At 65.7% G+C, this 23,487-nt stretch carries 16 protein-coding genes and 1 pseudogene; 11 read left to right on the plus strand and 6 right to left on the minus strand.

Annotated features, from left to right (window positions below; all coding sequences use genetic code 11):
• Positions 1-10: 10 nt before the first annotated feature.
• The 3 genes from AC56KW_RS17440 to AC56KW_RS17450 all read left to right on the plus strand — a co-directional run bounded on the left by AC56KW_RS17440 (position 11) and on the right by AC56KW_RS17450 (position 2,602).
• The gene (locus AC56KW_RS17440; RefSeq protein ID WP_497171943.1) at positions 11-532 is read left to right on the plus strand and encodes a thioredoxin family protein; all 522 of its coding nucleotides are present in this window, start codon (positions 11-13) and stop codon (positions 530-532) included.
• A 33-nt stretch (positions 533-565) separates the two neighbouring features.
• Positions 566-1,630 (plus strand): alpha/beta fold hydrolase, encoded by a 1,065-nt coding sequence (locus AC56KW_RS17445; RefSeq protein ID WP_497171944.1) that lies wholly within the window; start codon positions 566-568, stop codon positions 1,628-1,630.
• A 417-nt stretch (positions 1,631-2,047) separates the two neighbouring features.
• Positions 2,048-2,602: a porin family protein gene (locus tag AC56KW_RS17450; protein ID WP_497171945.1), complete on the plus strand. Its 555-nt coding sequence runs from the start codon at positions 2,048-2,050 to the stop codon at positions 2,600-2,602.
• A 28-nt stretch (positions 2,603-2,630) separates the two neighbouring features.
• Here the strand turns inward: AC56KW_RS17450 and AC56KW_RS17455 are convergent, their stop codons facing one another.
• A complete protein-coding gene (locus AC56KW_RS17455) occupies positions 2,631-4,685 on the minus strand; it encodes a tetratricopeptide repeat-containing diguanylate cyclase (protein WP_497171946.1) in 2,055 nt (684 codons plus the stop codon).
• Positions 4,686-5,014: 329 nt separating this feature from the next.
• Between AC56KW_RS17455 and AC56KW_RS17460 the strand changes: the two genes are divergently transcribed.
• A complete protein-coding gene (locus tag AC56KW_RS17460) occupies positions 5,015-5,797 on the plus strand; it encodes a DUF2243 domain-containing protein (RefSeq protein WP_497171947.1) in 783 nt (260 codons plus the stop codon).
• On the opposite strand, the gene AC56KW_RS17465 is transcribed toward AC56KW_RS17460, so the two are convergent.
• From AC56KW_RS17465 to AC56KW_RS17475, 3 genes are all read right to left on the minus strand, one after another.
• Complete coding sequence (locus AC56KW_RS17465; protein ID WP_497171948.1) at positions 5,794-7,596, minus strand: ABC transporter ATP-binding protein; 1,803 nt, start codon at positions 7,594-7,596, stop codon at positions 5,794-5,796. The two genes, AC56KW_RS17460 and AC56KW_RS17465, sit on opposite strands and share 4 nt — an antisense overlap.
• A complete protein-coding gene (locus AC56KW_RS17470) occupies positions 7,586-9,349 on the minus strand; it encodes an ABC transporter ATP-binding protein (protein ID WP_497171949.1) in 1,764 nt (587 codons plus the stop codon). The genes AC56KW_RS17465 and AC56KW_RS17470 overlap by 11 nt, the downstream gene beginning before the upstream one ends.
• A gap of 103 nt (positions 9,350-9,452) precedes the next feature.
• On the minus strand, positions 9,453-10,280 hold the full coding sequence (locus tag AC56KW_RS17475) for a phasin family protein (protein WP_497171950.1): 828 nt from the start codon (positions 10,278-10,280) through the stop codon (positions 9,453-9,455).
• A 186-nt stretch (positions 10,281-10,466) separates the two neighbouring features.
• Between AC56KW_RS17475 and AC56KW_RS17480 the strand changes: the two genes are divergently transcribed.
• The 4 genes from AC56KW_RS17480 (at position 10,467) to AC56KW_RS17495 (ending at position 13,955) form a co-directional block, all read left to right on the plus strand.
• On the plus strand, positions 10,467-11,771 hold the full coding sequence (locus AC56KW_RS17480; protein WP_497171951.1) for an amidohydrolase family protein: 1,305 nt from the start codon (positions 10,467-10,469) through the stop codon (positions 11,769-11,771).
• A gap of 64 nt (positions 11,772-11,835) precedes the next feature.
• Positions 11,836-12,363, plus strand: coding sequence for a GNAT family N-acetyltransferase (locus tag AC56KW_RS17485; protein WP_497171952.1), 528 nt, complete (start codon positions 11,836-11,838; stop codon positions 12,361-12,363).
• Positions 12,364-12,375: 12 nt separating this feature from the next.
• A complete protein-coding gene (locus tag AC56KW_RS17490) occupies positions 12,376-12,891 on the plus strand; it encodes a GNAT family N-acetyltransferase (protein ID WP_497171953.1) in 516 nt (171 codons plus the stop codon).
• 77 nt (positions 12,892-12,968) lie between these two features.
• Positions 12,969-13,955, plus strand: coding sequence for a diacylglycerol/lipid kinase family protein (locus tag AC56KW_RS17495; RefSeq protein WP_497171954.1), 987 nt, complete (start codon positions 12,969-12,971; stop codon positions 13,953-13,955).
• Between the two features lie 168 nt (positions 13,956-14,123).
• Here the strand turns inward: AC56KW_RS17495 and AC56KW_RS17500 are convergent, their stop codons facing one another.
• On the minus strand, positions 14,124-17,018 hold the full coding sequence (locus AC56KW_RS17500) for an alpha-L-rhamnosidase-related protein (protein ID WP_497171955.1): 2,895 nt from the start codon (positions 17,016-17,018) through the stop codon (positions 14,124-14,126).
• Positions 17,015-18,868 (minus strand): glycoside hydrolase family 13 protein, encoded by a 1,854-nt coding sequence (locus AC56KW_RS17505; RefSeq protein WP_497171956.1) that lies wholly within the window; start codon positions 18,866-18,868, stop codon positions 17,015-17,017. The genes AC56KW_RS17500 and AC56KW_RS17505 overlap by 4 nt, the downstream gene beginning before the upstream one ends.
• 768 nt (positions 18,869-19,636) lie before the next feature.
• Here AC56KW_RS17505 and AC56KW_RS17510 point away from each other — a divergent pair.
• From AC56KW_RS17510 to AC56KW_RS17520, 3 genes and pseudogenes are all read left to right on the plus strand, one after another.
• A pseudogene (locus tag AC56KW_RS17510) lies at positions 19,637-20,112 on the plus strand (tryptophan 7-halogenase).
• Positions 19,995-20,378, plus strand: a complete 384-nt coding sequence (locus AC56KW_RS17515) for a hypothetical protein (protein WP_497172045.1) — start codon at positions 19,995-19,997, stop codon at positions 20,376-20,378. The pseudogene AC56KW_RS17510 and the gene AC56KW_RS17515 overlap by 118 nt, the downstream one beginning before the upstream one ends.
• A gap of 243 nt (positions 20,379-20,621) precedes the next feature.
• The gene (locus AC56KW_RS17520; protein WP_497171957.1) at positions 20,622-23,291 is read left to right on the plus strand and encodes a TonB-dependent receptor; all 2,670 of its coding nucleotides are present in this window, start codon (positions 20,622-20,624) and stop codon (positions 23,289-23,291) included.
• Positions 23,292-23,487: the final 196 nt, after the last annotated feature.

Here is a 23,487-nt window from a genome sequence, read left to right on the forward strand (position 1 = left end):
AGAAACCATCATGAAAAGCCTGTTCACCATGCTGCTCGCCGGCGCCACCTTCTTCAATGCCGCTTCGTCCCACGGCGCGCCCTTCGCCAGGGGGGAGACCGCCCCGGAATTCACCGGCATCGACAAGTGGCTCAATTCGCCGCCCCTCACCCTGCAGGGCTTGCGCGGCAAGGTGGTGCTGGTCGATTTCTGGACCTACACCTGCATCAACTGCATCCGCACGCTGCCCAACGTGAAACGCTGGCACGAGAAGTACAAGGACCAGGGCCTGGCCGTGGTCGGGGTGCATACCCCCGAATACCCGTTCGAACGCTCGACGGCGAACGTGCAGGCCGCGATCAAGCGTTTCGGCATCCCGTACCCGGTGGCCCAGGACAACCGCTACGCCACCTGGGAAGCCTATGCGAACCGCTATTGGCCGGCCGTCTACCTGATCGACAAGCGCGGACGCATCGTCTATACGCACTTTGGCGAAGGGGCCTGCCAGGAGACCGAAGCGAAGATCCAGGCCCTGCTGGCCCAAGCCCCGTGAGCCACCATTTTCCAAGCTGGGAAGGAGAACTTCATGCATGACACCACCAACCTGAAGCGCCGGGGCTTTCTGAGCACCGCGGCATGGGGCATCGTGGCCGCGCAGGCCGGCCTGATGGGCTCCGTGCAGGCCGCAGCGGGCAGCGCCGGGGCGATAGGCGGCGCCGCCAGCGCCATTTCGCCGGCCGGCAACACCTTCACCGACATCCGCCAGATCCGCGCCGACGTGCTCGAAGTCGGGTATGTCGATGCCGGGCCACGGAACGGCATGCCGGTCGTGCTGTTCCACGGCTGGCCCTACGACATCCACGCCTTCATCGACGTGGTGCCGATCCTGGCCGCGGCCGGCTACCGCGTGATCGTGCCGCACCTGCGCGGCTATGGCAGCACACGCTTCCTGTCGCCGGACACGCCACGCAACGGCCAGCAGGCCAGCTTCACTGCGGATGCCTTGGCCTTCCTCGACGCACTCGGGATCGAGCGCGCCATCGTCGCCGGCTTCGACTGGGGCGCGCGCATCGCGACCACCCTGGCCGCCCTGTGGCCGCAGCGCTTCCTGGCGCTGGTTTCGGTCAGCGGCTACCTGATCGGCAGCCAGGAAGGCAATCTCAAGCCGCTGGCGCCGAAGGCCGAGCTGCAGTGGTGGTACCAGTATTACTTTGCCACGCCACGCGGCGAACGCGGTTATCGCGAAAACACGCACGCCTTCGCGCGCCTGATCTGGGAGCTGGCTTCGCCCGGGTGGAAGTTCGACGATGCGACCTTCGCCCGCTCGGCCAGGTCGTTCGACAACCCGGACCACGTGGCCGTCTCGATCAGCAACTACCGCTGGCGCCTGGGATTGGCGCCAGGCGAGCCACGATACGAAGACATCGAGCGGCGCCTGGCCACGTTCCCCAATGTCGCGGTGCCGACCATCACCATGGAGGGCGAGGCCAACGGGGCGCCGCATCCGGACCCCAAGGCCTACGCCAGAAAGTTCTTGAAGAAGTATGAACACCGCCACTTGGCCGGCGGCGTCGGCCATAACCTGCCGCAGGAGGCGCCAGTGCACTTCGCCCAGGCCATCCTCGATGTCGCTGGATGGGTCCGGTCATGAATAGCGATGCAACAGTGCTGTATGCCGGCGCAATCGTCCTCGATCGGGTGACGCGTTGGCGCGCCGCAGCGCGGAGCGCCACGTCGACAGCCAGTCGTCGTCGCTTGTCGGCCCTGCTCTTTCGGCCGTGTAGCTGGCCCGTCGCTGACATGGCCAAGACCGACACTGACCGGACGTGGCCTCGGCCATTATGTATCCAGAGGTTACGAGATGCATATGCCGTATCGGCGCCCATCGTGCTGCGAACGGCGCGCATTCCCCAGGCAAGTCGCGACGCCCGGCCGAAGACCCGCACGGCCGACCGAGTTTCGTTACAACCACTTACTCATGGGCTATTCATGCCAGGTTGCCATGGGTGTACCTTTCCAATACGCAATTCATGAGGAATTGCGAACCAGACGACATCTAGAGGACATCATGAAAAAACTGCTCATCACGCTTGCGGCCAGCCTGGCCGCCATCGGTTCCGCACAAGCCCAGAGCCTGTCCGTCGACGGCACGACGTCGCGCGGCTATATCGGCGCGGCCGTCTCCGGCGCCAAGAACCAGACGTCCGATGACTGGCAGGCCGGCGGCAAGCTATTCGGCGGATACCATATCGACCAGAACTGGGCGGTCGAAGCCGGCCACTCGCGCTTCGGCGACGAAGACTTCAACGCGACCAGCGCGCCGGGATTCCCGCAAGGCCAGGTAAAGAGTTCGCGTACGTATGTCGCCGCAAAATATACGATGCCGGTGAATGCCGAATTGTCGGCCTACGGCAAGTTGGGTGCGTCCTACAACGAGACCAAGACCAGCTTCATGGGCGACAGTTTCACCAGTCGCGATACCGGCGCCTACGCCGGGTTGGGCCTGCAGTATGCACTGGCCCCGAACGTGTCGCTGTTCGGTGAATACGAGCGCTATGGCAAGAAGAAAGAAGTCGGCGCCAAGGCCGACGTGGTCTCGGTAGGCATGCAGTACGGCTTCTGATACGTGGGTCGGTCGCCGCCGTGAACGCTCAGCCGTTCGCGGCGCGCGGCAGGTCGCGCTCGCCCATCACGGTCGACAGATCGACCTGCCCCGCACGCCACGCATGCTCGAGGTTCTGCTCGATCGCCTCGATGCTGGCCAGCCTGTCGTCGGCGAAGCCGCGCACGCCATACGCCCGGTTGCGCCCATGCGACTTGGCCAGGTACAGCGCCATGTCGACCAGGTTCACCACCCGTTCCCAGGCCAGGGCCTGCTGGCCCACTGAAAGCGGGAAGGGCGCGTAGCCGATCGACACGTTCACGCTCAGCGCCGCGCCGCCATGGTCGACGACCGTGGCGCCGATGCCGGCCAGGATGCGCTCGGCCACCTCGTCCAGGCCCGTCTTGCCGCCAGGCGCCGTCGGCAGGTAGGCCAGGAATTCCTCGCCGCCCCAGCGTACGATCCTATCGGTCTCGCGCAGGATCTCGCACAGGCGCGCCGCGATCGTGGTCAGCACCGCGTCGCCGGCCGCGTGGCCATAGGTATCGTTGATGTTCTTGAAGTGGTCGACGTCGAGCAGGAACAGGGCGCCGCCGGACGCTTGGCCAGCCGCCGGCAGCGCGCGCATGTATTCCAGGAAGTGGCGGCGGTTGTAAAGCCCCGTCAGCGGATCGCGCACGCTCTGCTGCTTGAGTTCGCGGTTCTTTTCGTGCAGCTGGGCGTTGGCATGGCGCACCTTGCGGTACAGGAGGCCGACCACGGTCGCGGCCAGCGCGAACACCGCCACCAGCAACCACCACACACGCTGCTGCAGGCGGCGGTTATCGAGCTCGGTCGACTTGATCAGGTTCTCACTGCGCAGCAGCTCGATCTGGCGCTGCTTATTGTCGGTCTCGTATTTTGCCTGCAGGTCGAGCATGGCCTGCTGGCGGCGCCACTCGAACAGCTCGTTTGAGATCCTGCGTTCGTGGTGGTAAGCCTGGAGCGCGCCGGGAAGGTCGCCGACGCGCTCCAGCGCCAGGCCGTATTCGACCAGGGCGGTCTGCAGCTCCGGCTTGTCGCCGATTTCCTCGTAGCCGGCAATGCCGATCCCGATCTGGCGTTTGCCCTCGGCCAGGCGGCCGGTGCCCAGGTGGGCCTGGCCCAGGTTCAGGTGGGCGGTGGCGACCAGTGCCCGGTCATTCAGCGGACGCACCACCGCCACCGCCTGTTCGGCATAGGACGTCGCCTGCCTGAAGTCGCCCGTCTTGAGATAGAAGTCCGACAGGTTGATCAGGGAGACCACGATCCGCTTGTTGGCGCCGATCGAGCGCTCCAGGGCCAGCCCTTCCTGCAGCGCCCGCAGCGCGCGTCCGCGCTGGCCGGTGTCGATCGCCAGTCCATATTCGGCGTTCCTGATGGTCGCCAGGCGGCCGGGCGAATTGGACTTTTGCGCCGCGGCCAGCGCCTCGTCGATCAGCCCGAAGCCTTTTTCGGGCTCGCGCATCTTGGCATACAGGCGCACCAGCGAATTGAGGGCCATGACGATATGGACCGGATCGCCGTTCTTGCGCGACAGCGCGGCCGCCGCCTGCAGGCGCTCGAGGGCGCCCGGCAGGTTGCCTTCCTCGGCATGCGATTCGCCGGACGAGATCGCCGCGCGCACGCGCAGGTCGATGTCGTCGGTGGTGTTGGCCAGTTTTTCGGCTTCCCAGATCAGGCGGTGCGCTTCGCCCGGGCGATGCTGGGCGAAGACGGAATACCCCTGCATCAGGAGGCCCTTGGCAAGCGCGCCGGGGTGAGCGTGTTCGTGCCCAATGGCGATCAGCTCGTTGGCCAGCGCCAGGGACTGGGCATCGTGGCCCAGGCCGTGCCGCGCCACGGCGAGCTGGTTCAGGAATTCGATGCGCTGCGCCAGCGGCGCATTGCGGCCTTCCTGCTCGAGCGCTTCCAGCTTGGGCAGCGCGCGCTCGGGAACAAAGCGGTTGAGTTCGCGGATTTCGGCGATACGCTGGTCGAGCGGCGTAATGTCACTGGCGAACGCCAGCGCCGATGCCACGCACAGGACCAGGCCCAGTGCGTGGGAGCGGGAACGCGCGAATGCGCAGTGCAGGGCAGCGAACATGCCGTATCTCGTCGCGCCGGGCGATCCGGCGGAAGTTGGTTACGGTCCATTATATGACTGTTGCAAAGTAGAAATTTCACTTTCTCTTCAATTGTCACAAAAATGACACAGCCGATACAGGGCCGGCGCGACGATGTCCTGGTGCTTGCCCTGGACGGCTGCCAATCAACAGAAATTGATCGGGCTGCGTGTTGAGTAGTACAACGAAATATTGTCGCGTGATGGCAGCCGAGCGTAAAAATCACACATAATTTGTTGCGGCAACGGTGCGGTCCCGATCGACGCCAGCTTCTATACTGGGCCGCACGACAAGTGACCGGGAGAGGACGATGCTGAGATCACCATGTGCCAGGTGGGGCGCGACGCTGGGCTTCGCGCTGGGCGGTTTTTTCGACGGCATCCTGCTGCACCAGATCCTTCAATGGCATCATCTCCTGAGCCTGGTCCCCGGCATCGACGACCTGCGCCTGCAGGTATTGTGGGACGGATACTTCCACCTGCTGATGTATGTCGTCGCCCTGGCCGGCCTGGTCGGCCTGTGGCGCGCCCAGCGGCGCGGCGCGCTCGACTGGGGCCGCCCGCTGGTGGGGGCAATGCTGCTCGGTTTCGGCGTCTGGCACGCGATCGACGCGCTGCTGTCGCACTGGCTGCTGGGCATTCACAGCATCCGCATCGACAGTCCGAATCCGCTGCTGTGGGATCTGCTCTGGCTGGCCGTGTTCGGCATCGTGCCGCTGGTGCTTGGCTGGCGCTGGCTGCGTCGCCAGGGCGACGACGCTGGCGGCGACGGCGGTGGCAACAGAAGAGCGCGCAATGCGACCGCGGCGATGGCCCTGCTGGCCGCCGGCACGGCCGGCGCCGGCGCCTGGGCGCTGGTGCCGGCGCCGGGGCAAGACCTGACTACCGTCGTGTTCCACCCCGGCGCCGGCCCGCGCGAGGTGTTCGCGGCCCTCGACGCGGTCGATGGCCGGCTGGTATGGAGCGACCGCGCCATGGGAGTCGTCGTGATGGCGGTGCCGCAAGCGCGCCGCTGGGACTTGTACCGGCATGGCGCGCTGCTGGTGAGCGGCAGCGGCGCACCAGCCGGGTGTTTCAACTGGAGCCGGATTTAAACGGCGATCTGCTGCAGCAGGTACAGGCGCTGGTACAAGCCACCCTCGATCCGCATCAGTTCCTCGTGCGGCCCGGCCTCGGCAATCTTGCCGTGGTTGAGCACGATGATGCGGTCGGCCTCGCGGATGGTCGACAGGCGGTGCGCGATGGCGATGATGGTCACCTTGCCGCGCAGTTCTTCCAACGCTTCCTGCACGATCTGCTCGGTGGCGCTGTCGATGCGCGACGTCGCTTCGTCGAGCAGCAGGATGCGCGGCTCGCCGGCCAGTGCGCGCGCGATCGCGATCAGCTGCTTCTGGCCCGACGATAAGCGCGAACCGCCTTCGCCCAGCTGGGTCTCGTAGCCGTCTTCCAGCGCGGCGATGAAGTCGTGCGCGTGCGCCGCGCGCGCCGCGGCCTGCAACCGTTCGAGCGGCAGAGCGCGGCCCATGTCGATGTTTTCGCGCGCGGTCGCGGCCAGGATGAACGGATCCTGCGGCACCAGGCCGACTTCGTTGCGGAAGCGCTCGTTGCCAATGCCGGCCAGCGGCAGGCCGCCGATCTCGATGCTGCCTTTATCGGCCACGTAGTAGCGCAGCAGCAGCGACAGCAGGGTCGACTTGCCGCTGCCGGTGTGTCCCACGATGCCGAAGAACGCGCCCTGCGGCACGTCGAGCGACAGGTCGTGCAGCACCGGCTGGCCTGCCACGTAGGCGAATTCCACGTGACGTACCCGCACCGCCGGCGCATCCGGCGCGAAGGCGTTTTCATCGTGCGCGCGCGTGGGATCGTGTTCCGGCGCGCCCGCTTCGTCGAGCAGCGTGTTCACGCGCGCCGCCGCCACCACCGCCTGCTGCAGGCCGCTGAACTGCATCGTGATCTGGATGAGCGGCTCGACCACGCGCGCGATATAGCTGACGAAGGCGTACAGCACGCCCACCTCGACCGCGCCGACCTGGCGCTGGCCGAAGGCGAAGATCACCAGCGCCAGCAGGGCCACGTTGAGCAGGTCGAGCGCGGGCCGCAGCAGGAAGGCGTTGGCGCGCAACTCGGCCAGGCGCGCCGTGTAGTGGTTGCGGTTGGTGGCCAGGAAGCGCTCGCCGAAGCGCGCTTCGGCGTTGCTGGCCTGGAGCACGCTCATGCCGCCGATCGACTCGGCCATCTGCGCGTTGATGTCGCTGCGCAGGGCCCGGGCACGGGTGACGGCCGGCGCCGACAGGCGCTGGTAGAGCCACACGATGCCCACCACCGCCGGCACCAGCGTCAGCACGATCAGCATCAGGCGCCAGTCGAGCCAGGCCATGGCGATCATGGTGCCGACCAGGACGATCGAGTTGTCGAGCATGACGTACAGGACCTGGATGTACAGGGTCTTGACCGCCTCGGTGTCATTGGTCACGCGGCTGACCAGCTGGCCGGTGATGGCGCGGTCGAAGAAGGCCATCGGCAGGCGCAGCACGTGGCCGTAGACCCATTCGCGCAGCCGCTGCACAGAGCGCATCGCCAGGCCCGACAGGCGGATCAGCTGCAGGTAGCGCACCCAGCTCGCGATCCAGCCGGTGACGACCAGGCCGCCCAGCAGCAGGATCATCTGCGGCCAGTCGAGGTGGCGCGGCAGCAGGTGGTCGTCGATCAGGGCCTTGCCCAGCAGCGGACCCAGGACTTCGAAGCCGGCGGCCAGGATCAGCCACAGCGTGGCGATGATCAGGTGGCGTTTCTCGGGCGCGGCGGCGCGCCGCAGCAGGCGCGTGGCCAGCTTGGCCTGGTCGCGGAGTATGCCGCGCTCGACCGACTTGTCCGGCGTTGCTTCAGATTGCATCGAGGCTGGCCTCCAGTTGTTGGTAGCGCCACTGGCTGGCATACCAGCCATCCAGCGCGAGCAGTTGTTCGTGGGTGCCGGCTTCGACCACGCGGCCGGCCTTCAGCACGACGATGTGGTCGGCCGCGACCACCGCCGACAGGCGATGGCTGGCGATGATGGCGGCGCGCCCGGGCTGTTCCCGGCGCAGTTCGGCCAGGTGTTCGAGGATGCGGGTCTCGGTGCCGGTGTCGACCGCCGACAGGGCGTCGTCCAGCAGCAGCAGCGAACTGTCGGCCAGCAGCGAGCGGGCGATCGCGACCCGCTGGCGCTGGCCGCCCGACAGGGTGATGCCTTTTTCGCCGACCGGCGTATCGTAGCCGTGCGGGAAGCGCAGGATGTCGTCGTGGATGTCGGCCATGCGGGCCGCCGCCATCACCTCGGCGCGCGTCGCGCCGGGACGGGCCAGCGCGATGTTCTCGGCGATCGAAGCCGAGAACAGGAAGGATTCCTGCGGTACCCAGCTGGTGGCCGCGCGCAGGGCCGACAGGCGGTAGGCGTCCAGCGGCTGGCCGGCCCACTCGGCGCGGCCGGCCTGCGGCGTGGCCTGGCGCAGCAGTACCCGCAGCAGGGTCGACTTGCCGGAGCCGGTCGGGCCGACCAGGCCCAGGGTCTGGCCCGGCTCCAGGCGCAGCGATACCCGGTCGAGCGCCGGCTGCTGCAGATTGGCCTGCGCGCCGCCGTAGGCGAAGGTGACGCCCTCCAGCACCAGCGCGCCCTGGCCGACCTGCTCGAGGCTGCCGGTGTCCTCGACCGAGAGCGGGGCGTCGAGCAGCGGCTGCAGGCGCGCCAGGCCGGCGCGGCCGCGTTCGATCAGGGTCAGTACCCAGCCGGCCGCGAACATCGGCCAGATCAGCTGGCCCAGGTACATCGTGAAGCTGGTCAGCGCGCCCACCGTGAGTTCGTTCTGCCACACCAGGTAGCCGCCCAGGCCGAGCGTGAGGCCGGTGGCGGCGGTGAGGGCCAGTCCGACCGCCGGCTCGTAGGCGGCTTCCCATTTCTGCGCCGTCAGGCTGGCTTGCGCGGCATTGCCGGCCAGTTCGCCGAACTGCTTCGCGCTGCGCCCTTCCAGGCCCAGGGCGCGCAGGGTGCGTACGCCCGACAGCGACTCTTGCACATGGTCGTTGAGTGCCGAGAAGCGCTTGAGCGCATCGCCTTCGGCGGTGTGGATGTGGGTCGAGATATACCAGAACGCGAGCCCCATCAGCGGGAACGGCAGCAGCGCGACCAGGGCCAGGCGCCAGTCGACGCCCAGCATCATGATCCCCAGCACCATCACCAGCGTCAGCGTGCCGTCGAAGGCGGCCAGCAAGGCTTCGCCGGCCGCCATCTCGATGGCGTCGATGTCGTTGGTGGCCAGGGCCATCAGGTCGCCGGTGCGCTGGCGCTGGTAGAAGGCCGGGCCTTGCGCCGCCAGGCGCGCATAAAGGCGCGTGCGCAGCTCGACGCCCAGGTTGTAGGCGGCCGAGTACAGGCGGATGCGCCAGCAGACCCGCAGCACGTAGATCGCCACGCCGAGGGCGACCAGCTGGGCGATCCCGACCAGCAGGTCGTGCTGGCCGAGGCGGTTGGCGGCGAGGGCGTCGACCAGGGCGCCGACCTTGCGCGGGATGAGGACCGTACAGATGGCGACGCCGACCAGCATGACGGCCGACGAGGCATAGGATTGCCAATGTCGGCGCACGAAGCCGCCGATCAGCCTGGACAAACTCATTCGAAATCCTTGGAAATGCGCCCGAAAAAAAAGCGGGCCAGAGCCCGCTAGTGTAGTCGTTTTGCCTATCCGGCGCTTTTCGCTACCCCTGTTTGCAGCGGCTTTACTTGCGGCGCTTGGGCTTGTTGTGGACGCGGGCGACCGTGGCCGAATCCTTGTCCTCGACCGGCGCCGCCATCGGTTGCGGCACCACGGCCGCCTTCGGCGCACCCTTGGCGATGGCGCGCGCGATCGGCTTCTGCCTGGCGGCCGGCACCGGCTGCTCGCCGGTGGTTGCCTGGACTTCGTCGGCGCTGACGATCGGCGGTTCCTCTTGCACCATGACGGGCTCGGGCGGCGCTGCCTGCTCGGCCGGCGCCGGCGCGGCGTCGATCGCCTGGGCGGTGTCGTCGACGGCCGCCTCGCTGGTGTCGGTCACGGCCCTGAGGGCAGGCGAGCGCGCCTGCTCGACCGGCGCCGATGCCGATGCCGGGAGCGGTTCCGGGGCCGGTACTGCGGCCGATACCGGGGCAGGTTCAGGAGCGCTTTCGACGGCAAATGTCGAGGCAGGCTCTGGAGCGGGGGCCGGCGCGGCGAACGTCAGCGTCGCGGCCGGCGTCGCGGCGGCGATCGTGCGCAGGCCGTAGGGTTGGGCGTTGGCGCCGATGTTGAACAATTCGCGGCCGTAGTTGAACAGGCTGCGCACCTGTTCCTCGGCGTGCGTGCGCAGCACCAGCAGGTCGCGCGGCTGGGTCGCGTCGACCAGCTGGCGCAGCGTGTGCGACGAGCGCTCGACCGAGTCGCGCGAGGCCGACAGGTTCAGCGCGACGATGCGGCCGGCATTGTCGAGCGCCTGGGTGGCGAGGGTATGAAAGAAGCGGAACTGCGCATCCAACTGGGCGCTCAGTTGCCTGGTCGATGCTGCGGACAATTGCTCGGGAAGTGAATTCATGGGATTTTCCTATCGGTCAAGTATGGCGCGCTGCAATATCTTGAGTGTACCCATGATTGACGGGTGTTGCAATGCACCACGATGGCTTATTTACAACGGGTAATATTGCAATGCAGCATTGTTTGTTCGGCGTCAAGGTCAATATGCCGAAGTTGCTACAATTTACCGTCCCACCAAGGAGAAACCATGGACCTCGTGATCCGCAATGCGACGCTGCCCGACGGCCGCCAACACATCGATATCGGCGTCGTCCACGGTCGCATCGTCGCCGTCGAGCCGCACCTGGCCGCCCGGGGAGCGCGCGAGATCGACGCCGGCGGCGACCTGGTCAGCCCTCCCTTCGTGGACGCCCACTTCCACATGGATGCGGTGCTGAGCTACGGCCTGCCGCGCGTGAACCGCAGCGGCACGCTGCTGGAGGGCATCGCCTTGTGGGGCGAACTGAAACCGGCGCTGACCCAGGACGCCCTGGTCGAGCGCGCGCTGCGCTATTGCGACTGGGCGGTCGCGCGCGGCCTGCTGGCCATTCGCAGCCACGTCGACGTGTGCGACGACCGGCTGCTGGCGGTGGAAGCCTTGCTGGAAGTGAAGCGCCGGGTCGCGCCGTACCTCGACCTGCAACTGGTCGCCTTCCCGCAGGACGGCCTGCTGCGCAGCCCGACCGCGTTCGCGAACCTGAAGCGCGCGATCGCCATGGGCGTCGACGTGGTCGGCGGCATCCCGCACTTCGAGCGGACCATGGCGCAAGGCGCCGAATCGGTGCGCCTGCTGTGCGAATTCGCGGCCGAGCAGGGCTTGCGCGTGGACATGCACTGCGACGAGAGCGACGACCCGCTGTCGCGCCACATCGAGACGCTGGCGTACGAAACCGGGCGCCTGGGACTGCAGGGCAGGGTGGCCGGCTCGCACCTGACCTCGATGCACTCGATGGACAATTATTATGTGAGCAAGCTGTTGCCGCTGATCGCCGAAAGCGGCGTGGCGGCGATCGCGAATCCGCTGATCAACATCACCCTGCAGGGCCGCAACGACACCTATCCCAAGCGGCGCGGCATGACCCGCGTGCCCGAGCTGATGGCGGCCGGGGTCGACGTCGCCTTCGGCCACGACTGCGTGCTCGATCCCTGGTACGGCATGGGTTCGGGCGACATGCTGGAAGTGGCGCACATGGGCTTGCACGTGGCGCAGATGACGGGGCTGGCGGCCATGCAGGCCTGCTATGGCGCGATCACCGATACACCGGCGCGCATCCTCGGACTCGACGGCTATGGCCTGGCGCCGGGCTGCCATGCCGACCTGGTGATCCTCGATGCCGGCTCGGCGGTCGAGGCGATCCGGCTGCGCGCGGCGCGCCGGCTCGTGCTGCGGCGCGGCCGGGTGGTGGCCGAAGCGCCGCCGGCCACCAGCCGGCTGCACCTGGAAGGGCGGCCCGATGCTGTCGATTTCCGGCTGCCCAAAAGCAACTATTCTGGGAATCAGGATGCTCCGTGATTATTTGTGAGTTCTCAGGCAAAATAACTGACCGCCGGGTTCTGGCATTTGCATACTGACTGTTGTGAGAGATATTGAAATACGTCCCGCTGTGGAAGCCGATTTCGAGGCGATCTGGACCATTTTTTGCGCCCACATCGTGGCCGGAGAGAGCTATGTGTTCACCACCGCGACGTCGCGCGAGGCCGGCCACCATTACTGGCTGGGCCAGGGCGTGCGCAGCTTTGTCGCCGTGAGCGCGGCGGGCAGGGTGCTGGGCATGTACCGCCTGGTGCCGAACCAGGTCGGGCGTGGCCACCACGTGGCCAACGCCTCGTACATGGTCAGCCCGTCGGCGCAGGGCGCCGGCATCGGCCGCCTGATGGGCGAGCACAGCCTGGATGAAGCGCGCAGCGATGGCTACCTGGCGATCCAGTTCAACCATGTGGTCAGCACCAATGCCGCCGCCATCGGGCTGTGGAAGAAGCTGGGGTTTTCCATCGTCGGCACGCTGCCCAAGGCATTTCGCCACAAGCGCCTCGGCTATGTCGACGCCTATGTGATGTACCAGCTGCTGCAGGATCCCGATCACTGGCCGACCGCGGACGAGTAGTATGATCCGGCCATGACCGAGATCCTCCATACCGACCGCCTGCGCCTGCGCCTCGTTACCGAGGACGACGCTCCCTTCTACCTGGCCTTGGCGAACGACCCCGCCTTCATCGAGCATATCGGCGACCGCAAGCTGGGCACCGTCGAAGCGGCAGCGCGCGGGCTGCGCGAAGGCCCGATCGCGATGCAGGCCAAGCATGGGCACTCCTTGTACCTGGTCGAGCGTCTGCAAGACGGCGCGCCGCTCGGCCTGTCCGGCCTGGTCAAGCGCGACACCCTGGAGCACGTCGACATCGGCTATGCCTTCCTGGCCGAGCACCGTGGGCGCGGCTACGCCTTCGAGGCGGGGCAGGCGGTGGTGCGCCATGCGATCGGGCTGGGTATCCGGCGCCTGGCGGCGATCACGTCGCCCGGCAATACGGCGTCGATTGCCCTGTTGCAGCGCCTGGGCCTGCGTTTCGAACGCCGCGCCAGCCTGGCGCCGGGCCAGCCGCCGGTGAACATCTACCTGGCCGATCTGGATGGTTGAGTAGCGCACCTTGCGCCGGGTATTGACGGTGATACGATGGCGCATCCACAACGCTTATCTTATCGAATCGAACCGCGATGCCATCCACCGAGCTGCTGCCAGACGCCCATTTCTACATTGTCTTGAATGCGGGTTCCGGGCATTCCGAGACCGAAGAGCGCATCTCGACGATCCGCGAGGTCATGGACAAGTCGGGGCGGGTCTGCCATCTCGAGGTGGTGGACCAGCCGGAACGGCTGGAAGACATCGCCCGTGAAATGGCCGCCAAGGCGCTCGCCAACGATGGCGTGTTGGTGGCGGCCGGCGGCGACGGCACCATCAACACGGTGGCGCACCAGGCGGTCCTGGCCGGCTGCCTGTTCGGCGTCTTGCCGCAGGGAACGTTCAATTACTTTGGCCGCACCCACGGCATCCCGGAAGACCTGGCCGAGGCGGTGTATGCGATGCTGCGCGCCGAAGTGCGGCCGGTGCAGATCGGCATGCTCAACAACAAGATCTTCCTGGTCAATGCCAGCGTGGGCCTGTATCCGGCGCTGCTCGAAGCGCGCGAACACGACAAGCGCGAGTATGGCCGCAGCCGTGTCGTGGCCTTCCTGTCGGCGATCAAGATCGCCTTGCGTCCGCACCGCCACCTGCGCATCACGCTCGAACTCGACGGCAAGGAACAGCGCCTGCATACCACAACTTTGTTTGTGGGAAATAACCGCCTGCAGATGGAGCAGGTCGGCATGGAAGAATTGACCGAGGCGGTGGAAGAGGGGCAGCTGGTGGCGCTGGCGCCCAAGCCGATGGGCAAGCTCGGCTTATTGGGCTTGCTGGTCCGCGGGGCGTTTGGCAAGCTCAATGCCAGCGACGATGTCATTGCCTTCCCGTTCAAGACCATGACGGTGCGCACGCCCTCGTTCTATGGGCGCAAGCGCCTGAAGGTGGCGGCGGACGGCGAAGTCAGCAAGATGGCGACGCCGTTCGAATTCCGGGTGCTCGAGGGGCGGCTCAAGTTGCTGGTGTCCGAGCATGGCCAAGACGAGCCACGGCCGGTCAGGGGTAGTTTCGAGACGGCGTGAATCCCGCGCGCGCGGTAAGCGAAGAACTGCGTGGCGAGGCCCGCACGTCGTACCGGCGACGGCGGGGACCCAAGGGCGGCATGCGCTATCGGGATGCATGCAAACCTGCGCCCCCTTCGCGGGGGCGACAGTGACTGATCGGACCGCTCGGTCCAGCCAGGCCAGGATCTATTTCACCCGCAGCAGCCGCACGCCGTAGATGTCGAAGCGGTTCGACGGCGCCGCACCGCCGGCGCCGGTAAAGCTGCGGTTACTCTCGAGATAACTCATATTGTAGAAATCCGTCATCTCCAGACGATAGCTGCCCGCCTTTACGCGCGCCGCCAGCGGCGTCGAATACACGCTCGGCGTGTTTTCCTTGAACAGCGGCGCATGCGGCAGCTGGATCACGCCCTGGGCCACGATACGGCCACGGCCATCCTTCAGCGCCAGCCATTTCACGCCGCCGCTGATGCCCAGGTTCACCTGGTTGGCGCCGTTGTGGTAACGCACCTGGATCCGGTAGTCGCCCGGCCGCTCGACCTTGATGCCCTCGACGGCAAAGCGGTCATCCGGCTTGCCCCAGCCTGCCAAGTGGGCTTGGCCAAAGCGCGCATCGGGCGCGGTCGGCGCCAGGTTCGAGCGCACGCGGGCATCCGTCACGGGAATCAAGAGCCCCGCATCGACGCAGCGCGGCTGGCTGTGATGGCTCGCATTGCCGCTGTCGGCGAACAGCGCCTCCACCGCATAGCAGGACGTCGCACTGGCCGCGCGATCCGTCCACGCCCCGGCCGGCAGCTTGTCGGCCACCAGCTTGCCGTCGCGGTAGACGCGATAGCTGACGTTGGCCGCGTTGCCGTTGGCGCCGATCCGCAGGGTCACCGGGCCCGAGGATGCGCGCGACAGGCCGTCGATCGTCGGCTCGCGCGGACCGAAGACGGCGCTCGCTTCTTCGTACGGACTGGCGTTCACGCGGCGGATGTCCGTATGTCCCGCCACCAGCTTGCCCAGCACGATCTCGATGCGGTTGCTGTCGGCCAGATCAGGCAGGCGGATGGTGTCCTTCGCCGGCTTGCCATTCACGACGATGCGCTCGACGGCGTAATAGCCATCCTGCGCGCTCGCGGCGGGCAGCTGCAGGCGCACGTCGATGCGCTTGCCGTGCAGGCGCAGGTCGTGCAGCGCGATCTCGTGCGCGCCGCCGAAGGTCTCGCGGCGCAGCCTGGACGTAACGAAGGGCTTCAGCGCGATGCCGTCGTCCAGCATCTCGACCCCGAACACGTTCCCGATCACCATGCCGAGATAGCCGCCGACGGACCACAGCTGGCGGCGCGAGTTGATCACCGGCCCGCTCGAGCCGGGATTGTTCTCGTCGAGCAGCAGCGGCTGGCCCGACAGCCACTCGAGGTTTTCCATATTCGACAGGTTGACCGCCGCCCCGCGCATCAGCGAGGCATAGGCCACGTCGGCCACCGCCGCGTTCTTGCCCCGGCTCGCCGCGCGCAGGCCATAGGCGGTCACGAATGGCCAGGTCGAGCGGTTGTGGTACACCGGCGCGCCGATCTGCTGCGGCCAGATCATCGGCGCGCCCAGCGGGCCGTGCGGATAGCGCGCCAGGATCGAGCGCGCCTGGCCGTCGTCGGCGACGCCGCTGACGATGGCCAGCGCCTGTCCCAGCCAGTCGAACTTGTGCAGCGGCGCGTCGTCCAGGTGACCGGCGGTCAGGCTGCTGTACATGCCCGCGTCTTTCAACCACAGGCGCTCGTTGATCGCCCGCTTCAGTTCCGCCGCCCAGCGCGCATAGCGTTGCGCCTTGTCCGCATCCTTGTGCTCGCGCGCCAGTTTCGCCGCCAGGCCCAATGCCTGGTAATAGACGACGTTGGTCGACAGCGCCTTCGAGCTGGCCATCGAGGCCAGGTCGCCCGGAATCCAGGCGGCATAGGTCTGGTCGCGCCAGTCGAGGAAGGACTCCTCGCCCGTGTACAGGCCGGTCGCCGGATCGAAGGCCGCCACGCGGTCGATCTCGATCGTGTTCGACAGCGCTTTCAAGGCGCGCGCGGCGAACGGCGCACGCTCGGACCGGGGCAGGGTGCGCAGCGTTTCCTCGGCCGCCAGGGCCCAGGTCAAGCGGTCGGTGCTGACCGGCCAGCTGCCGCCGCTGCCGGTGTCCTGCACGATCTGCAGGCCGTCGGGCGAAGCGGGAACCTGCGGCGCTGCCTTGACCTCGGGACGCCAGCCCGAGAGCTTGAAGTCCAGTGAATTGCGCACCCGCTGCGGATCGAGCAGGGCCAGGCCCAGGTCGGCCGCATACGACAGGTCGCGGGTCCAGACATAGGCCCACTTCTCGCCGGTGGCAAAACAGGCGCAATCGATCGCATTGCCGCCGTTGTAGTTGCCGTCGTTGATCCGGCTGACCGAGTTCTGGCGCATCTCGCGGCCCGCCAGCGCGAACATGGCGTCGAAGGCCAGGTTGCCGCTGCGAACGCGCGGCAGGCCGTCTTCTTCGGCATACTCGACGTGCTGCGGACCGGGATCGCGCAGCAGCATGGTGCTCGACTGCACGTAGCGGCGCAGCAGCGCGTTCGCATCCGGCGTCGAGTAGCGTACCGTCTCCACCTTGCCGTCCCAGGTCGGCCATTGCTGGGATGCCTGGGCCGCGTGGCCCGCATGCGGATCGACGCCGCCGTCGCGCCTGGCGTCGGCAATGCGCGTCACCTTGAGCACGGGTTTCGACTTGTCGCGTGCATCGACCGTGAAGCGATACGTGCCCGGCTGGCGCACGAATAAAAAGGTCTCGGGACCGGACTGCTGCTCCAGGGGGTAGCCGGTATCGGGCTTGACGCTGGTGCTCTTGTCCGGATCGATTACCCACTCGGCGCGCCAGTCGCTGGTTCCCAGCTTGAAGGCGTGGTTGCCGGGCATGACCTCGACGTCGGCCTGGTAGACGCCATCGCCGCTGGCCGCGAGCGGGCTGGCCGTGCCCCAGCCATTGAAGGCGCCGCGCACGTACAGGGCGTCGACGTTCTGGGCAAGGACAGACCCGCAAGAGAGCAGGGCGGCCAGGGCGATGGCGTGGCGCTTCATTGCGGTGCCGCCAGTTCGAGGACGATGGCCGCGCGCGGCGCCAGCACCAGCTTCTGGCGCAGGTCGTAGGTCTTGCCGGTCAGCGCATCGGTGCCGCTGGCCACGCCGGAGAGCATCTCGCGGAAGCGGCTCACGTCCAGCGACATCTCCCTGGCGTTGTTGTTGAAGGCGACCAGCACCTTTTTCTCGTCGTTGTAACGGAAGTAGACCCAGGTATTGTCTTGCGGCCCATAGTGCATCATCTTGCCGTGATGGATGACCGGCTGGCTCTTGCGCCAGTTGGCCAGCTTGCGCACGAAGTCCTGCGCGTTGCGCTGCCTCGAGGTCAGGCCGATGCCCTTGAACGCATCCACCTTATCGCCCGCCCAGCCGCCCGGGAACGGGGTGCGGTAGGTGGCGTCGTTGCGCTCGCCGACCGCGCTGGTCATCAGGATCTCGTCGCCCGTGTAGAACTGCGCAATGCGCGGCGCCGTCATCATGAAGATCATCGCCATGCGGTACTTGTCGAAGTCCTCGCCCACTTCGCTGTAGATGCGCGACATGTCGTGGTTGTCCGCGAACAGGACCAGGTTGCCCGGTTCCGGATACAGGTAGTCGAGCGACAGCGTCTCGTAGACGTCGCTGAAGACGTTGCCCCCTTTTTTGTCGGCCAGCGCACGGCGCATCGCCTCGGCCACCGGGAAGTCCATCAGGCTCGGCGTGTAGGCGCGGTAGCCGTCGAAGTTCTGCTTGCCGCGCTGCCAGTAGGCCACCACCGGCACCTTGGTATTCCATTCCTCGCCCACCAGGTTGATGTTCGGGTACTCGGTCGTCAGGCGCCTGGTGTACTCGCTCAGGAAGGCCGGATCCGAGTAGCCGAAGGTGTCGATGCGCAGGCCGGACAGGCCGGCATATTCGATCCACCAGATATTGTTCTGGATGAGGTAATTCGACACCAGCGGATTGGACTGGTTCATGTCGGGCATGCTCTTGACGAACCAGCCGCGCGTGAAGTTGTCCGCGTCTTCCTTCGAGGCGTAAGGGTCCTGCACCGCCGTGTGGTAGTGGTGGGTCGGGACGAACTTGTTGTCGTAGTTGATCCAGTCCGGCGTCGGCAAGTCCTTCATCCACCAGTGGTGGCTGCCAATGTGCGACAGCACCACGTCCTGGATGATGCCGATGCCGTGCTTGCGCGCCTCTTGCGACAGGCGCTTGAAATCCTCGTTGCTGCCGTAGCGCGGGTCGATCTTGTACAGGTCGGTCGCCGCATAGCCGTGGTAGGAGTAGCCCGGCATATTGTTTTCGATGAGCGGCGTCGGCCACAGCTGGGTAAAGCCCATGCCGGACACGTAGTCGAGATGGTCGATGATGCCCTTGATGTCGCCGCCGTGGCGGCCCAGGCCGCCCTTGCGGTCGAGCTTGTCCGGCATGCCCTCGACGCTGTCGTTGGACGGATCGCCGTTGGCGAAGCGGTCCGGCATGATCTGGTAGATCGCATCCTTGCTGCTGAAACCCTGGCGCCTGGCCGAACCCGGCTCGCGCTCGAGCAGGCGGTAGGTATGGCTGGTGCTGCGGCCGGCGCCCTGGAAGGCGATGTCGAAGCTGCCGGGCTTGACCGTTGGTTCGAGCACCAGGTCGATGAACAGGTAGTTGCGGTTCGGGGTGCGGGTCACGCTGGCGATGCGCACGCCCGGATACGCCAGCGACGGGTCCAGGTCGGCGATCTTGTCGCCATACACCATCAGCTGGACCTGGTTGTGCTGCATGCCGGCCCACCAGAAAGGCGGCTCGATGCGGGCGATATCGGTGGTCTGGGCGTGGACGGCGAGCGAGGCGCCGCCGAGCACGATGCTGGCGAGGAGTTGTCTCATGATTATCATGCGCTGCCACTGCCGGGATCTGCTTAGGTAGTTAGACTACAAATCCATGCGGCGGGCATGTGGCGCGAGCGCGAAGTGTTGTTGTATTGGCGAAAGGGTACTATAGAAACCAGCGCCGAACAATCAATACACCCGGCGTTCTCCTTTCGTAGAACGCCTGTGTGAGACTCCCAATGATTCCAAGATTGCCTTTAGAAACAGGACGATTGTCGCGTTGGCGGGCTGAAATCGGCTGTTTTGGGTAGCTCCCTTACAACGAGCACGATACTGTTTTTTTCCAAACCTGCCATCATTCTCGATATACACGGTTATCCGACTGCAACATCTAGTTTTAGTACACCAAAACAGCCGGGCCTGATAAAAATTGTCGAGCCGACAGTCCGGCAGCGACAGTCCGGCAGCGACAGTCCAGCAGCGACAGTCCAGCAGGGACATGCCGCAGGACCAGCCTTCCATCGCGGAGGCATGTGAACGCTATCGCCACCAGGCGCGCCGGCAAGTCGGCGCATACCGCATCCCCGTTGTACCCGTTCGCGCGCTGGCCGTGCCCTGTGAATCGGTGTCGTCGCTGACGCCGTGCACGCGCGCCACCGCGCATCGATCGGGCTGGTAGTAGCGCATCCCGCTGCGGCGCCGTACCGGCAATGGCCATAGGGTTTGCAGCCATTTCATCGGCGGCGACGAGGCGGCGGCGGCCCTGCTGGCCAACTCGACGGCCGCGCGCTCGCCGAGCCGCGCATGATCAAGTTCCGCACCGGCATGCGCAAGCAGGCCTGGAACCGCAATGTGGTGGCGATCGGGCTGGCGGGCGGCTTCCTGGAGCGATCGAATCGACCAGCATCCACCTGATCCAGTCGGCGATCGCGCGCCTGGTCGAGTTCTTCCCGGACCGCCGCTTCAGCGACGCCGACCGCATCGAGTTCAACCGCCAGTCGCGCTTCGAATACGAACGCGTGCGCGATTTCATTATCCTGCACTATCACCTCAACCAGCGCGGCGGCTCGGCGTATTGGGGTAAATGCGCGCACATGGCGATTCCCGGCACCTGGCGCCAGAAGACAGACCTGTACCGCTCGCGCGGCAAGATCGTGCGCGTGAATAGCGAGCTGTTTCGGAAGTGGGCTGGCTGCAGGTGTTCGAAGGGCAGGACATGCCGATCGATGGGTACCACCCGCTGGCCGATACCCGGTCCGAGGCCGATATCGCCGACTACATGGGCAGCGTGCGCGATGTGATCCGCACATGCGTGGACGTGATGCCGTCGGATGACGGCTATATCGCCCAGCATTGCGTGGTGCGCCCGTCCCAGGCCTTGCACCAGCTGCGCCCGGTGGCCGTCCGCGGGCGGCTTTTTTCGCCGCTCACCGCCACACAAGCGCAGTCGCAAACCGGTCCTGTAGCAAATTTTCAGCGTTTGAAAGGCTTTCGAAACGATCTGAATGATTTACTACAAGATATGCACCATGATGGTGCACTGAGGCAATTTTATGCGAGGTTTTAGCGCTTTTGTAGCCCGACTACAGAGGTGCAAAAATAACGTGTCGCTCATATACAACGAAAAACCCCTGAATTTACCGAGACTTAGCGAAAAACCTGCCATGATCGTTGCTACAAATAACTCCCGTTGACAGTGCATCTAGTTTTAATACAGAATCCCGGCCAAGGTTGATTTTGTCGCAAAAAGCCGATCCCGGTCCGGGTCACGGGCTGTTTCGGGAACATATCGTTCTATCTGAGGGGACACATGAAAAACATCGCCACCAAGCGTGCCGCATTCCAGCTGAGCCCGGTTGCCGCCGGCTGCGCCATCTTTGTCACCGTCCTGGCCGGCAGCGCGCACGCGCAAACCGCCAGCACGGGTGAAACCGCCGCCCTGACGCCGGACGCGCCAGTCACGACCGTGACCGTCACCGGCATCCGCCGCGCGATCGAGGATGCGATCGCCGTCAAGCGCGAATCGACCGGCATCGTCGAAGCCATCTCCTCGGAAGACATCGGCAAGCTGCCGGACGTGTCGATCGCCGAATCGCTGGCCCGCCTGCCGGGCCTGTCGGCCCAGCGCGTCAATGGCCAGGCCCAGTCGATCAGCATCCGCGGCACCTCGGGCGACCTGTCGACCGCGCTGCTCAATGGCCGCGAGCAGGTCACCACCAGCTCGGACCGTACCGTCGAATACGACCAGTACCCATCCGAGCTGATCAATGCCGTCACCGTGTACAAGACCGGCGACGCCGCCGTGATCGGCCAGGGCCTGTCGGGCACGGTCGACCTGCAGACCATCAAGCCGCTGTCGCTGCGCGAGCGCACCATCAGCGTCAATGTGCGCGGCGAGAAGAATTCGAAAGGCTCGATCAGCGCCGGTTCGCCGGACACCGGCAGCCGCGTCAGCGCGTCGTACATCGACCAGTTCGCCAACCGCACCATCGGTGTGGCGATCGGCTACGCGCGCCAGGACAAGCCGAACGTGCACCAGCAATTCGAGACCTGGGACTGGGTGGACGACACCAACGCCGTGCCGGGCTCGACCGTCAAAGTGCCGAAAGGCATCAAGTCGATGGCCACCACCGGCGACCAGGTGCGTGACGGCCTGATGGGCGTGCTGGAATGGCGTCCGAACCGCAACTTCAGCTCGACCTTCGACGTGTATCACTCGCGCTTCGACCAGGAAGAAATCCGCCGCGGCATCGAGATCCCGCTGAAGGACGACGGCGAAGTGCGCTTCTCGAACGCGACCGTCGTGAACGGCACCGCGATCGCCGGCACCGCCAACAACGTCAATCCGGTCGTGCGCAACAACCGCATGACGCGCGACGACAAGCTGACCGCCTTCGGCTGGAACAACCGCTACACCAATGGCGACTGGGTCGGTATCGTCGACATCAGCCGCTCGAAGGCCGACCACAAGGAGCAATTGGTCGAGATCAACGCCGGCCGCGCTGCCCGCCAGACCCTGAACTACAGCTACAGCGGCGGCACCATTCCAGAGCTGGCCCTGTCCGGCGTGTATGACGACCCGTCGCAGATCGCCATCGGCGGCCAGTTCGGCGAAGGCTATGTCAACGCCCCGAACATGACCGACAAGATGACGTCGTTCCGCGTCAGCCTCGAGCGCAAGTTCGCCGACGGTCCGTTCAGCAGCATGGAAGTGGGCTACAACCACTCCAAGCGCGAAAAAGAAAAGGAACACCTGGAAACCGGCTTCTCGAAGATCGGCGACGGCACCTTCTCGCCAAGCGTACTGAACGGTTCGCAAGGCCTGTATGCGCTGCAGAACTCGCTGAGCTGGGATATCGATGCGGTGCTGGCGAATAACTTCGGCCCGTTCACCCCGACCGTCCTGGTGCCATGGGGCGCGACCAAGAACTGGTCGATCGAAGAAAAGGTCAAGACCGGCTATGCCAAGCTGAACCTCGACACCGAACTGATGGCGATGCCGCTGCGCGGCAATATCGGCATCCAGGTGATCGAGACCGACCAGAGCTCGACCGCCAACACGCTGCGCGCCTGGCCGTTTGCCGACCTGGTCCCGCTGACCGACGGCAAGAAGTACACCGACTACCTGCCGAGCGTGAACCTGGCCTGGAGCCTGCCTGACCAGCAGTTCATCCGCTTCGGCGCTGGCAAGACCCTGGCGCGCGCCAAGCTGAACCAGCTCAACGCCGCCCTGGAAGTGGGCCTGACCGCGCAGACCACCGGCACCCCATGGGGCAACGGCGGCAACGCCCAGCTGGATCCATGGCGCGCCAAGCAGGTCGACCTGTCGTACGAAAAATACTTCGGCAACAAGGGTTATATCTCGGCTGCCGGCTTCTACAAGGACCTGTCCTCGTACATCTACAGCGTGACCGTGCCGCGTGACTTCTCGGAGTTCAACCTGCAGGGCGCCCTGACCAATATCGGCACCATGACCCAGCCGATGAACGGCGAAGGCGGCACCCTGAAGGGCCTGGAGTTCGCGGCCTCGGCGCCGCTGGACATGATCCACCCGATGCTCGACGGTTTCGGCATTACCACCAACGCCTCGTTCACCAACAGCGAAATCTCGATCGTCGACCAGCGCTTCGGCAGCCTCGCGATCCCGCTGCCGGGCCTGTCCAAGCGCGTGTTCAACGTGACCGCCTACTACGAGAAAAACGGTTTCTCGGCCCGCGTCAGCCAGCGTTATCGCAGCGACTTCGTGGGTGAAATCGGCGGCATCGGCGGTGCGACCGAGCTGACCTACGTGAAAGCTGATAAAGTGGTCGACCTGCAGCTCGGTTACGACTTCAAGCAGATCGAAGGCCTGTCGGTGCTGTTCCAGGTGAATAACCTGACCGATACCGCGTTCCGCAGCTACGCCGGCACCGAAGATCGTCCGCGCGGCTACAGCAAATACGGCCGCCAGATGCTGTTCGGCCTGAACTACAAGCTGTAAGTATCGCATTGCAATACGGGCACGCCGCCGACCGCGGCAGCTGCCAGCCCTTGCAGGTTTGACCTGCAAGGGCTTTTGTTTTTTTCGGATTCTGTGGTTTTGGCCGCCGAATCCTCTCCTGTTTGGTCCGCGTGCGGGCCAATTTGGCGCCTTGCGCTGGGCGACGGTGTAAACTGTCGCTTTCGTTTCTACTTAT

The sequence above is a fragment of the Telluria sp. RT2P19 genome (genome assembly GCF_059685725.1).